The organism is Rhodococcus sp. IEGM 1406 (assembly GCF_030056745.1).
GTDB lineage: Bacteria > Actinomycetota > Actinomycetes > Mycobacteriales > Mycobacteriaceae > Rhodococcus_F > Rhodococcus_F erythropolis.
The window spans coordinates 1,032,378-1,044,642 of record NZ_JASHKO010000002.1; the positions used below are offsets into that span (position 1 = coordinate 1,032,378).

General features: G+C 62.9%; 12 protein-coding genes. All 12 read right to left on the reverse strand.

Annotation, left to right across the window (positions count from 1 at the left end; all coding sequences use genetic code 11):
* Positions 1–124: 124 nt before the first annotated feature.
* The 12 genes from hpf to QM596_RS14245 all read right to left on the reverse strand — a co-directional run bounded on the left by hpf (position 125) and on the right by QM596_RS14245 (position 12,200).
* Entirely contained in the window at positions 125–805 is a 681-nt protein-coding gene (gene hpf, locus QM596_RS14190; protein WP_003940893.1) for a ribosome hibernation-promoting factor, HPF/YfiA family, read from the reverse strand.
* 175 nt (positions 806–980) lie between these two features.
* On the reverse strand, positions 981–1,679 hold the full coding sequence (locus tag QM596_RS14195) for a ComF family protein (RefSeq protein WP_283309223.1): 699 nt from the start codon (positions 1,677–1,679) through the stop codon (positions 981–983).
* 66 nt (positions 1,680–1,745) lie between these two features.
* Positions 1,746–3,524 (reverse strand): MtrAB system accessory lipoprotein LpqB, encoded by a 1,779-nt coding sequence (gene lpqB / locus QM596_RS14200; RefSeq protein ID WP_019747782.1) that lies wholly within the window; start codon positions 3,522–3,524, stop codon positions 1,746–1,748.
* A complete protein-coding gene (gene mtrB / locus QM596_RS14205) occupies positions 3,521–5,260 on the reverse strand; it encodes an MtrAB system histidine kinase MtrB (protein ID WP_019747781.1) in 1,740 nt (579 codons plus the stop codon). The genes lpqB and mtrB overlap by 4 nt, the downstream gene beginning before the upstream one ends.
* Positions 5,257–5,934 (reverse strand): MtrAB system response regulator MtrA, encoded by a 678-nt coding sequence (mtrA, locus tag QM596_RS14210; RefSeq protein ID WP_003941013.1) that lies wholly within the window; start codon positions 5,932–5,934, stop codon positions 5,257–5,259. Before mtrA ends, mtrB begins: the two co-directional genes overlap by 4 nt.
* 116 nt (positions 5,935–6,050) lie before the next feature.
* Entirely contained in the window at positions 6,051–6,692 is a 642-nt protein-coding gene (locus QM596_RS14215; RefSeq protein ID WP_283309224.1) for a dTMP kinase, read from the reverse strand.
* An 80-nt stretch (positions 6,693–6,772) separates the two neighbouring features.
* Entirely contained in the window at positions 6,773–8,251 is a 1,479-nt protein-coding gene (ahcY, locus tag QM596_RS14220) for an adenosylhomocysteinase (RefSeq protein WP_021332564.1), read from the reverse strand.
* Positions 8,252–8,311: 60 nt separating this feature from the next.
* Positions 8,312–8,953 (reverse strand): TetR/AcrR family transcriptional regulator, encoded by a 642-nt coding sequence (locus QM596_RS14225; protein WP_020907103.1) that lies wholly within the window; start codon positions 8,951–8,953, stop codon positions 8,312–8,314.
* Between the two features lie 48 nt (positions 8,954–9,001).
* The gene (locus tag QM596_RS14230) at positions 9,002–9,184 is read right to left on the reverse strand and encodes a rubredoxin (RefSeq protein ID WP_084326458.1); all 183 of its coding nucleotides are present in this window, start codon (positions 9,182–9,184) and stop codon (positions 9,002–9,004) included.
* Positions 9,181–9,366 carry a rubredoxin gene (locus QM596_RS14235; RefSeq protein ID WP_283309225.1) on the reverse strand — a complete coding sequence of 62 codons (186 nt, stop codon included), beginning with the start codon at positions 9,364–9,366 and terminating at the stop codon, positions 9,181–9,183. Before QM596_RS14235 ends, QM596_RS14230 begins: the two co-directional genes overlap by 4 nt.
* A complete protein-coding gene (locus QM596_RS14240) occupies positions 9,366–10,592 on the reverse strand; it encodes an alkane 1-monooxygenase (protein WP_020907102.1) in 1,227 nt (408 codons plus the stop codon). The genes QM596_RS14235 and QM596_RS14240 overlap by 1 nt, the downstream gene beginning before the upstream one ends.
* Positions 10,593–10,703: 111 nt before the next feature.
* On the reverse strand, positions 10,704–12,200 hold the full coding sequence (locus QM596_RS14245) for an amino acid permease (protein ID WP_019747776.1): 1,497 nt from the start codon (positions 12,198–12,200) through the stop codon (positions 10,704–10,706).
* Between the last annotated feature and the right edge of the window lie 65 nt (positions 12,201–12,265).

The window sequence follows — 12,265 nt, forward strand, 5'->3', positions numbered from 1 at the left end:
CTTCGTCCTCAATCTTCGGCGACAGGGGTCACACACTGAAAATCCGGCCGGGGTCCGAAAACTCCGGCCGGATTCCATGGTAGGCGCTACCGGCGGCGAGCGAGCAAACCCACCACCGATTGGGTCATGTCAGGCGGATCAATCCGTAGTCGAAAGCGTGACGACGGTAGACGACGGACGGCTTGTCCGACTCCTTGTCATGGAAGAGAAAGAAGTCGTGTCCGACCAGTTCCATCTCGTACAGAGCGTCGTCGATGGTCATCGGCTCGGCCGGGTGATCCTTCGTGCGGACCACGCGTCCCGGGCCGTCGTACTCGTCCGGCTCTTGGCCGTTCAGCGAAATGTCCGGTGTGACTCCGAGTGAGTCTGCGTCGACGAGGGAGGCGGTTGCCTCCGCGACGGACACCGGTCGCTTGTCGCCGTAATGGACCTTCTTGCGGTCCTTGGTTCGACGGAGGCGGCTTTCGAGCTTGTCGATCACCGATTCGAAGGCGGCGTAGAAGCTGTCTGCGGACGCTTCGGCTCGGGCCACCGGGCCTTTACCTCGAGCGGTGATCTCGACGCGCTGGCAACTCTTGGCCTGTCGTCGGTTGCGTTCATGTTGAAGTTCCACGTCGAAGTGGAATATGGAGGGGTCGAAGTGTTCGAGTCGCGCCAGCTTTTCCGAAACGTAGATTCGGAAGTGATCGGGGATCTCGACATTTCGTCCCTTGACTACGACGTCGGATCTCGGAGCTGCGGCATTCTCGGAACGCTCGATGGTGGCGTCCTCGATGAAAAACGAGGCTTGCGAAGGGGTCGTCACTCGTACCTCCCAATTACGGCCCCGCCCCACGGTGGGCGGCGGCAAATTCTGCAAGTACCGAGAGGGGATCCGCCCGGCACCAGTATCGAAGTACCACCTCCTACCAGTATTTTCGGGTGTGCCGCCGACGCTAGTACGTAACGCGCGCGAGTGCCACTGTTCCAACGAAATTCATCTAAGCCCCTGCAAGAACAAGCACGAGAGTTGTCCGAATCCCACTGAGCGTGAGAGCCCGAACCGACTCTGCCGCAGTCGCTCCCGTGGTCAGGACGTCGTCGAGCAGGACGATGTCGCCGTCCCCGACAATCGAAGAGACTGCAGTGGTGTCGAGAGACACATGACCGTTCACATTGGTCACCCGGTCGGCCGCGGACAGTCCGACCGAGTCACGTACGCCTCGCGTCATCCGGAGAATCGGACAGACACGTACCGGACGCCCCTCGACAGAACCAACTTCCCGCTTTTCGCGCACACTCTCGGCTATCCGGCGAACCGGATCACCCCCGCGAGAACGCGCCGCTCGGGCGCGTGTGGGAGCCGGCACCAGCACGATCGGATTACGACTCACGACGCCGACCTCGCCCCACCGGTCCAGAGTGGCCAATGCGCCGGCCACAGCGATCCCCAGAGGCATCGCGAGGTCCCGACGACCCCGTTCCTTCATCTCGATCACACTGCGCCGCCTGGGGCCGTCGTAGCGGCCGAGTGCCCAGACCGGCACACCCGGGTCTACGCGCGGACTCAGTTGAACCGGATGGTCACGCAGCAGTTCCGCGCACTCACCGCACCACAGTGTCCCCGTGCGGCCACACCCACCACACTCGCGTGGCAACAGCAGATCGAGCAATCCGGCACCGAATTTCTTGTCCCCCATGGCCGAATCATGAATCAGAGCACCGACATGCACCAGAGCACCGACATGCACCAGAACACCGAGACGTCAGCCAGGTAGAACCGGAATCGCCTTCTGTCCGGTCAGCACAGTCACTTCACGCCAGCGTCGATCCCCGGCGGGGTCGTTGTTGTTCAGTTGGAACACCGCACGCGCGTCGGCGACGTACTCGGTGGTCGGCGACGCATCCACGGAGGTGACGGGAGCGGTCAGGTTTCCACTCGGCAGCGCGTCCATTCGTGAACCGTCTATGGCGACCTGGACGACCGGTATGTCGGCTCCACTGCGCGCGATCACGATGGTGTCGCTGTTGCTCCAGTCGAGTGAGAGCGCGGTACTGCCCAAGCCGGACGCCACCGCACGCGGACTCGTCAGGGCGTAGACCCCGCTGGGTGTGCGCACGACCACGGCCAGGTAGACCTTGCCGTCGATGATCATCGCGGCTCGCACGCCGTCGCGAGAGAGACGCAATTCCGAGATCGTGGAGCCGACCGACGTCAACGCCCCGACATCGACGTTGGTGACCGACACCCGACCGGTTCCTGGTTCGCGGACGACCCGAACGACGGTATTGCCGTTCACCGCCGCCCAGACAGCATTGTTGTCCAGCTCCCACGAAGGTCGGGTGATGGCGCTGCCTTCGAGCACCGGAGCGGAACCATCGCCGTATGTACCGAGCGACAAGTCGAACCGGGTGGCTGGATCCGGCCGAGCGGTGTCTGCGACGGCTGCGACCAACTTGCCGTCCCGCGAGAGAGCAGCCGCCGTGAGGTTGCCCGCATTGCCCGCGAAACCGGGCACCGGAGTCGCCTCCTGCTCGCTGACGCTCACCAGTGAACCGTTGCGCAGTGCGTGCAGTCCGACGGTCGCACTCGTGGTGGCCAGCGGGTTGGTGGACGCGACGTCGGCGGTGGTCCAGCCTTCCGCATGAGCCGCGTCCAGCGGTTCGCCGTCGATCTCCAGAACGTACGGCCCCGCGACATCGGCATTGGCGAGCGTCCAGATGACTTGCGCTGCAAACAAACCGCGCGTCGCAGCATCCATCGGGTTGTCCAGACGGAAGTTGATGCGCACACCGCCGAGACCGACTCCAACCTGTCCCGGCTTGCCGTCGGCCTTGGTGATCGGACCGATCACCGACACGCCATTGCCGAGTTCGTTTCGTACAGCCGGCGCCAGCGCTGCCTTCGGTCCGTCGATCATCAGGCCGATCAGCTGAGCTGCCACCTGGTCCTGTCCGCCGGAGATCCAGCGAAGGTCGGGGACGACTGTCTGGCTGGTCGGGTCGAGGAAGAACAACGACTTCCGCTGATATGCGCCGAGGAACTGCGGGCGCTCCATGATCACACCGGGTGGCAGATCGCTGATACGCCATTCGCCATCGGTCAACGTCAGCGTCATCTTCGCTTCGAAGCTGCCCTCTTCGGGGACGTACAGCCCGCCGGGGTCGAGGCGACCGACCTTGTTCACACGAATCGTGTACACCGCTTCGGAACTGGTTCGCGACGCCGACAGGGTGTCGATCTTGTCGACGATGACGGCACTGGCCGCGTCGTCCCAGCGCGCCGAGGCGTCTTTGGTGAGGTACTGACGGGCTGCAGCATGCCGGTTGGACGGATCGGTACTCGCTTTGACGAAGTCACGTACCAGCAAGTCCGGCTCTCGCCCCGATGCCGGTGATTCGACGGAGGTTCCGGGCACGGCTGTTGCCAGAGTTCCGATTGCCTGCGGCGAGGAGGATTCCGGCAGACTCGCGCACGCGCCGGTCAGCAACAGCACGCTGAGCGTTGTTGCGAGAAGTGCCAGACGGCGGCGGGTTTCGATCATGATCGATCCCCACCGTTGGACTCGTTCCGCGAGTCCGATTCGCGCGGAGTCGGCAGGGACGACGTGACCTCGCCGACGGTATCGGCGACGATGTCGGCTTCGCTCGGCGTGCGGACGAACTTTGTGGTCGTCGGTTTGAGAGGCAGTGGGCTCGACACGACTTTCTTGCCACGGGTGCGCGAGAGCGTCAGCCGGAAGCAGGCGCCGACTCCCGGTTCGCCCCAGGCCTCGAGCTTGCCGTCGTGCAGATTCGCGTCCTCGACGCTGATCGCGAGGCCGAGTCCGGTGCCGCCACTGCGGCGCACGCGGGACGGGTCCGATCGCCAGAACCGGTTGAAGACCAACTTCTCCTCGCCCGGACGCAACCCGACGCCACTGTCGCGGACGATGAAGGCGAGGGCATTGTCGTCGGCGCGAAGGCGAAGCAGAATCGGCTTCCCCTCACCGTGGTCGATGGCATTGGCCAGGAGATTTCGCAGGATGCGTTCGACGCGGCGCGGATCGACATCTGCCATGACGGGCTCGTCGGGCATGTCCACGATCAGTTCGGTGCCGGATTCGCGGGCGAGATGGCGAACTGTGGAAACGGCCGCTCGCGCACACATACGCACGTCGAGTTGTTCGGATGCGAGTTCCGCGACACCGGCGTCGTGGCGGGAGATTTCGAGGAGGTCCGCCAGAAGCCCCTCGAACCTGTCCAGCTCGGCGACAAGCAGTTCCGACGACCGACGCAGCATCGGGTCGAGGTTCTCGCTGCCGTCGTAGATCAGGTCGGCGGCCATGCGGACCGTGGTCAGAGGTGTGCGGAGTTCATGGCTGACATCGGAGGTGAAGCGTTTCTGGAGACTGCCGAACTCCTCCAACTGGGTGATCTGTTTGGACAGACTCTCGGCCATCTCGTTGAAGGACATGGCCAAGCGCGCCATGTCGTCCTCGCCGCGGACCGGCATTCGTTCCTTGAGTCGGCCGTCTGCGAAACGCACCGCGATTCGTGAGGCTGATCGGATGGGAAGCACGACCTGCCTGGCAACCAACAGCGAAATCGCAGCGAGGAGCACCAGCAACACGGCTCCACCGATCAGCAGGGTGCTTCGAACAAGCGACAGACTCCGGTCTTCGCTTGCGAGCGGGAAGATCAGGTACAGCTCGAGTCCCGATATCGACGACGCGGTGGGGCTACCGATGATCAGCGCGGGACCGGAGTAACCGTTCGGGTTGGACACCGTCGCGAATTGGTAGCTGATCTGGCCGCGTTTGACGAACTCGCGCAGGTTGTCGGGGATTTGATCGACCGGTCCCGAACTCGTCGGCTGGCGCGGCCCGTCCCCGGGCACGATGAGCACCGGGTCGAAGGTGCCGGCCGACCCGGAGGCCTGGCCGGAGGTCTGGTTTCGACGGCTCGTCAGTCCGGATGCAGCGCTTTCCAATTGAACGTTGAGCGCCGTCGAATCGTCGACGCCCGCGAGTTGGTCTTCGACGATGCCGCGGGCACGGTCCATTTCCTCGGTTGCCGCGGTGATCTTCGTTTCCAACAGTCGATCGGTGATCTGGCTGGTCAGCACGACACCGAGAATGACGATGACGATCAAGGACAACGTCAAAGTCGAGACGACCACTCGCAACTGGAGCGAGCGTCGCCACGTGTGCGCGAGGGTGTTGCTCATCGAGTGACACCACCGCAGAAATGGCGTCAGCCGTCGATTGAGACGACGACGCCACCTGGAAACTCCGCTCACGGCGGTCCGGCCTTGTAGCCGACCCCCCTGACCGTCAGAACCACTTCGGGATTCTCGGGATCAGTTTCGACCTTGGCGCGCAAACGCTGAACGTGCACGTTCACCAGACGGGTGTCGGCGGCGTGGCGGTATCCCCACACCTGCTCGAGAAGGACTTCACGGGTGAACACCTGGCGCGGCTTGCGCGCCAATGCGACCAGCAGGTCGAATTCGAGTGGTGTGAGCGAGATCTGCTCGCTGCCGCGGCTGACCTTGTGCGCCGGAACGTCGATCACGATGTCGGCGATGCTCAGCAGCTCGGCCGGTTCCTCTTCGGTGCGGCGCAGGCGAGCGCGAACTCGCGCCACCAATTCCTTCGGCTTGAACGGCTTCATGATGTAGTCGTCCGCACCGGATTCGAGGCCGAGCACGACGTCGACGGTGTCGGTCTTGGCCGTCAACATCACGATGGGCACACCGGAATCCGCACGCAGAACCCGGCATACGTCGATCCCGTTCATTCCGGGAAGCATGAGATCGAGCAGGACGAGATCGGGGCGCGTCTCACGCACTGCCGCGAGCGCCAGGGTTCCGTCGCCTACCACGTAGGGATCAAAACCCTCACCACGCAGCACGATCGTGAGCATCTCGGCGAGTGCCGTGTCGTCGTCGACAACCAGAATCCTTGGTTTCATATCCCTATCGTTGCATCTCGGAGCGATGAATCAGACCGTTACGAGGCCGTGCGGCGTGCCGCGTCTTTCCCTCTACTGTGCCGGAAAGTTCGAATCCCGGCTGCCAGGGTGACCGATCACGCGAAATCCGCGAGCCTGCGTGCCAGATCGGCCGGGTCCGTCTCCGGCCCCACGATCCACCAGGGTGAGGCCCAGTTCGTCGCTGCCAACTGCTTGTAGAGCTCACCGGTTCTGGCCTGCAGACCGCCGTCGCGCTCGTAGGCGTCGAGCTGACGCGACGCGTCCTGGGCCTCACGGGCGCGGGCGCGCTGCTCGGCCAGAGCTACCGGCACGTCGAGGTACAGCTGCAGATCGGGAGCGGGGAGAGCGAGTCGACCCAACTCCAATTCACGGATCCAGGCGACCATCTCGCCGTCCACGCCCTGATGCACGCGCGCCGCGTTGTAGGCAGCGTTGGAGGCAACGTAGCGGTCGAGGAGAACAATGTCGTTGGCGGACAACAGTTCCGAGATCCGATCCGCAGCACCGGCGCGGTCCAAGGCGAACAGGACTGCCATCGCGTTCACGGATTCGGCCAGGTCTCCGTGTGATCCTTTGAGCGCCTCGGCAGCAAGATCCGCGTGGATCGACTTTCCGTACCGCGGAAAATCCAGAGTCGCGATCGACGTGCCGCCGCGGCGGAGTTCGGTCTCCACTTTGCCGATCAACGTTCGCTTTCCAGCTCCGTCGAGGCCTTCCAATGCCACCAGTGTTCCCACGGCGGACAAGCCTATCCCCCGGCCTGCTTGCGCAGACCGGGGGACGGCGGGCACTACATTCTCAGCGACGAATCGCCGGGTCAGTAGCGGTAGTGCTCCGGCTTGTACGGGCCTTCGACGTCGACGCCGATGTACTCGGCCTGATCCTTGGTGAGCTTGGTCAGCGTGCCACCGAGTGCCTCGACGTGGATCTTGGCGACCTTCTCGTCGAGGTGCTTCGGGAGGCGGTAGACCTCGTTGTCGTACTCGTCCGGCTTCGTCCACAGTTCGATCTGTGCGATGACCTGGTTGGAGAAGCTGTTGCTCATCACGAACGACGGGTGGCCCGTCGCGTTGCCGAGGTTGAGCAGGCGGCCTTCGGACAGCACGATGATCGAGTGGCCGTCGGCGAAGGTGAACTCGTCGACCTGCGGCTTGATGTTGATCCGCGTGACGTCGCCGGACTTCTCGAGGCCTGCCATGTCGATCTCGTTGTCGAAGTGACCGATGTTGCCCAGGATGGCCTGGTGCTTCATGGCCTTCATGTGCTCGAACGTGATGATGTCCTTGTTACCGGTGGACGTGATCACGATGTCGGCCCAGCCGATGGCCTGCTCGACTGTCTTGACCTCGAAGCCGTCCATGAGCGCCTGAAGGGCGTTGATGGGGTCGACTTCGGTGACCGCGACGCGAGCGCCCTGGCCACGAAGTGCCTCGGCACAACCCTTGCCGACGTCTCCGTAACCACAGACCAGCGCAGCCTTGCCGCCGATCAGAACGTCGGTGCCGCGGTTGATGCCGTCGAGCAGCGAGTGGCGTGTGCCGTACTTGTTGTCGAACTTGCTCTTGGTGACCGAGTCGTTGACGTTGATCGCGGGGAACGTGAGTTCGCCGGCAGCGGCAACCTGGTACAGACGCAGAACGCCCGTGGTGGTCTCCTCGGTGACGCCCTGGACGGACTCGGCGATCGCAGTCCACTTGCCCTTGTCAGCGGCGAGCGACTGACGCAGAAGCGCAAGGAAGACCTTGTACTCGTCGGAATCCTGGTCGTCGTCCGTCGGCGGCACGACGCCGGCCTTCTCGAACTGTGCGCCCTTGAGCACCAGCATGGTGGCGTCGCCGCCATCGTCGAGAATCATGTTGGCGGGCTCGCCCGGCCAGGTCAGCATCTGCTCCGCTGCCCACCAGTACTCTTCGAGGGTTTCACCCTTCCAGGCGAAAACCGGAACGCCCTTGGGCTCTTCCGGGGTGCCGTGCGGACCGACGACGATGGCGGCGGCAGCATGATCCTGCGTGGAGAAGATGTTGCACGAAGCCCAGCGGACCTCGGCGCCGAGCGCCGTCAGCGTCTCGATCAGAACCGCGGTCTGAATGGTCATGTGCAGCGAGCCGGAAACGCGAGCGCCCTTGAGCGGCAACACCTCTGCGTATTCGCGACGAAGCGCCATGAGGCCGGGCATCTCGTGCTCTGCCAGACGGATTTCCTTGCGACCGAACTCCGCGAGCGAAAGATCTGCAACTTTGAAGTCGATGCCGTTACGGCTCTCGGCCACGGGCGTTGTTGAAACTGAGGTCGTCATCTGCCTCTCCTGGTTGACGTGCAAACTATGCACAAGCCTATCGGTGTACCAGGCTATCGGTTAGACGCCCTCTCCCGCCCGCCCCTCTACTGCGCGCCCCTCTCGCGCCACGTCGATGAATGGCCCGAGCAATGTGCCCAGATCCTCCGCCACCGAAACCTCGGACTCCGGCGGCATCGAAATGTAGCTGAGCCCGAGACGCGCAATCGCCCTGGCCAGAATCCCGGCATCGGTGGGTGACGCCTGAATCCACCCTCGCTGGAAGCTCTCCGCAAGCCGCGACGAGGCGCGTTCGATGATGACCGCGCTGTCAGTGGTGATCAGGCGAAGAAGGTCCGGCTTGGCCTCACCGGTGAGCAGAGAGATCACCAACGGGTCGGTTGCGCTGGAGGCGAAAAACGATCCGAAGCCCGCCGTCAATGCCTCGACTGCACGTCCGTCGTTCGCCACCATGGCCTCGTCCACCGCATCGACGAATCCGTCGGCAAGGCGAAGCGCGTATGCCTCGGCAAGCCCTTGCCTCGAACCGAACTCGTTGTAGAGCGTCTGACGACTCACACCGGCATGCTTGGCCAGAACTGTCAGCGTCACCTCGGACCAGTCACGCTCGGTCAACAACTCACGCATCGAATCGAGCACCGACGTACGCAGCAGCAGGCGCGACGCTTCTTTCTGCGGCAGACGAGTTGGCGTCGAAGTCATGGTGACGACACTACCGCCGCGCTCAGGTCCGTTCGACGCCGACGCAACTCACCGCCGCTCGACCTCCACCATGAAGAAGTCGCTCTTCGCCGCGCCGCAGTCCGGGCAACTCCAGTCTTCGGGAATGTCGCCCCAGCGAGTGCCCGGTTCGATACCGTCCTCCGGCCAGCCGACTGCCTCGTCGTACTCGAATCCGCATTGCGCGCACTGATACAGCTTGTAGTCGTTCATGATTCACTCCCCTCCGTCGCCGGCATCGGTTCGAAGTCGAGCTTCTCCCGGACGCCGCAGTCAGGGCAGCACCAGTCGTCCGGCACGGCATCCCACGGCGTTCCTGCCGGAAACCCTTCTCGTGGTGCACCCTTCGACTCGTCGTAGACGTATTCACACACCGGGCATCGGTAGCTGCTCATCACGCTGCTCCGTACCGAGCAAGGATGCGATCACGCTTGGACGGCTGAACGTTGACGCGGGTGATGTCGCCGCCGTAATGGGCAAGGACCTTGGGATCCATTACTTTTCGCCACAGCGGCGGAACGTAGGCGAGCATGATCATGCTCGCGTACCCACTGGGCAGGTTGGGTGCACCGTCCATGCTTCGAAGCGTCTGATAACGACGTGTCGGGTTCGCATGATGGTCACTGTGACGCTGGAGGTGATACAGGAAGATGTTGGTGCAGATGTGATCGCTGTTCCAACTGTGCTCCGGTGCGGCGCGCTCGTACCGCCCACTGTCCAGACGGCGACGCTTCAGTCCGTAATGTTCGAGGTAGTTGACGGTTTCGAGCAGGCAGAATCCGAAGACGGCCTGCAGCACCAGGAACGGCAGCACCGAGAGCCCGAAGACGGCGACGAGGACACCGAAGAGTACGACGGACATCAACCACGAATGCAGGACGTCGTTGCGAATTGTCCACGGCTTCTTACCCAGTCGATCGAGCCTGGCTTTTTCCAGGGACCACGACGAGCGCAGAGATCCCCACACACTGCGCGGCAGGAAGGTCCAGAAGCTCTCGCCGAAGCGAGACGACGCCGGGTCCTCGGGCGTGGCGACCCGCACGTGGTGTCCACGATTGTGCTCGATGTAGAAGTGGCCGTAAAACGACTGCGCCAGAGTGATCTTCGACAACCAGCGCTCGAGATCGTCCTTCTTGTGACCTAGTTCGTGTGCGGTGTTGATCCCGATTCCTGCGACGCAACCGATACTGATCGCCAGACCGATCTTGGAGATCAGCCCCAGTCCCCCGTCGATTCCGAGCCAGGACAGGTCGGTCGCCGACCAGAGATAGCAGGCCAGGACCAGGCTGGCCAATTGGAACGGTATGTAGATGTAGGTGCAGTACCGGTAATACTTGTCGTTCTCGAGGCGCTCCATCACCTCGTCCGGCGGATTCTCGCCGTCCGGACCGAAGAAGATGTCGAGGATCGGGAGCAGGATGTAGACGAGCAACGGCCCGATCCACCACCACACCGGCGAGACCGCGTTCCACCCGAGACTGTTGAACAACGCGACCAATCCGACGGCAATGAAGACCGCCGTCGGCGGCACCAGGCCGAGCAGCCAAAGATATCTCTTCTTGTCACGCCATTGCTCGGGCGGGAGTGTCTGCCCGGACTGCGAGTTCACGTGCGTCGACACGGTCTACCTCCTCGATTCGAACCGACTCGACAACTGTGAGTCAGTTCACCCTGAGATAGACAGTACTACGCTATTTGTACAAGTGATAGACAAATCATAATCTTTGTACATTTACTCGATTTCGCCGCGTTCACGCTTCCCGATCAACGAATGCTGCCTGCTGTAGGCGAAGTAGATGACAACACCGAGGGCCATCCAGACCACGAACCTCATCCAGGTCTCCACCGACAGGTTGAACATCAACCAGAGACACGCGAGGACAGCCAGGATCGGGATCAGCGGGACCAGTGGCACCCTGAACCCGCGGGGTAGGTCCGGCCGCGTCCGACGAAGCACGAGAACCCCCAACGACACGAGAACAAACGCGAACAACGTGCCGATATTGACCATTTCCTCGAGGGTGCCGATCGGGAACACTCCGGCGAGCACCGCGACCACAACGCCGACCAAGATCGTGATCCGCACGGGAGTTCCGTGCTTGCCGGTCGGCGCCAGGCGTCGCGGCATCAGACCGTCGCGTGCCATCGCGAAGAGCACCCTGGTCTGCCCGAGCATCAGCACCATCACCACGGTCGTGAGACCGGCCAACGCGCCGAACGAGATGACGTTTTTCGCCCACGTGATGTCGTGGAAGGCGAATGCCGTTGCCAGGTTGGAAGTATCGCCCTCGAGTTCGGTGTACTTCACCATCCCGGTCAACACGAGTGTCACTGCCACGTACAGAACCGTGACGATCAAGAGCGAGCCCAGGATGCCGCGTGGCAACGCCTTCTGCGGCTCCTTCGCCTCCTCCGCAGTCGTGGCGACGACGTCGAAGCCGATGAACGCGAAGAACACCAGACTGGCTGCCGCGAGCAATCCGTACCACCCGAATGTGCTGCCACCGGCCCCGGTCACGTACGAGAACAACGACTGGTGGATGCCCTCTCCCGTCGAGCCCGGCTCCGACGGCGGAATGTACGGCGAGTAGTTGTCGGTGTCGATGTAGAACAGACCGACGATGATCACCAGCAACACCACCGCGACCTTGATCGCCGTGATCACCAGTGACACCCGCGAAGAGAGTTTTGTGCCGGTCGCGAGCAGGATCGTGATGACGGCGATCACCAGCACCGCACCCCAGTCGAACGAGATCGGCCCCAACTCGACGATCGGGCTGCGTGAACCCATCACTTCGCCGAGGTACAGCGACCAGCCTTTTGCCACCACCGAAGACGCCAAAGCGAATTCGAGGATGAGATCCCAGCCGATGATCCAGGCGACGAATTCACCGAACGTCGCGTACGAGAACGTGTACGCGCTACCGGCGACCGGGACCGTCGACGCGAACTCGGCGTAACACAGCGCTGCCAGTCCGCAGGCGATTGCCGCGATGACAAAAGCCAGGGAAACCGACGGCCCGGCGACGTTTCCCGCCGTCCGAGCCGTGAGTGTGAAGATGCCCGCACCGATGACCACTGCGACACCGAACACCGTGAGATCCCAGGAGTTCAGCTCTTTCCGGAGTTTGGTTTCCGGCTCGTCGGTGTCCTTGATGGACTGCTCGATCGATTTGGTTCGAAACAGCTTCGACCGTCCAGATCCGGCCTGCTCGTCCTTGACAGCCATTGCCGCCTCCTTGCTGGGGACCAGCAGGTCCCACCATGGGCAAGTAGAGAGATGGCATCAGCCTA

Excerpts from the sequence above, each read along its gene's own strand:
- QM596_RS14195 (WP_283309223.1), bottom strand. The coding sequence starts at position 1,679 with ATGGGGGACAAGAAATTCGGTGCCGGATTGCTCGATCTGCTGTTGCCA.
- lpqB (WP_019747782.1), bottom strand. The coding sequence starts at position 3,524 with ATGATCGAAACCCGCCGCCGTCTGGCACTTCTCGCAACAACGCTCAGC.
- mtrA (WP_003941013.1), bottom strand. The coding sequence starts at position 5,934 with ATGAAACCAAGGATTCTGGTTGTCGACGACGACACGGCACTCGCCGAG.
- ahcY (WP_021332564.1), bottom strand. The coding sequence starts at position 8,251 with ATGACGACCTCAGTTTCAACAACGCCCGTGGCCGAGAGCCGTAACGGC.
- QM596_RS14225 (WP_020907103.1), bottom strand. The coding sequence starts at position 8,953 with ATGACTTCGACGCCAACTCGTCTGCCGCAGAAAGAAGCGTCGCGCCTG.
- QM596_RS14230 (WP_084326458.1), bottom strand. The coding sequence starts at position 9,184 with ATGAACGACTACAAGCTGTATCAGTGCGCGCAATGCGGATTCGAGTAC.
- QM596_RS14235 (WP_283309225.1), bottom strand. The coding sequence starts at position 9,366 with ATGAGCAGCTACCGATGCCCGGTGTGTGAATACGTCTACGACGAGTCG.
- QM596_RS14245 (WP_019747776.1), bottom strand. The coding sequence starts at position 12,200 with ATGGCTGTCAAGGACGAGCAGGCCGGATCTGGACGGTCGAAGCTGTTT.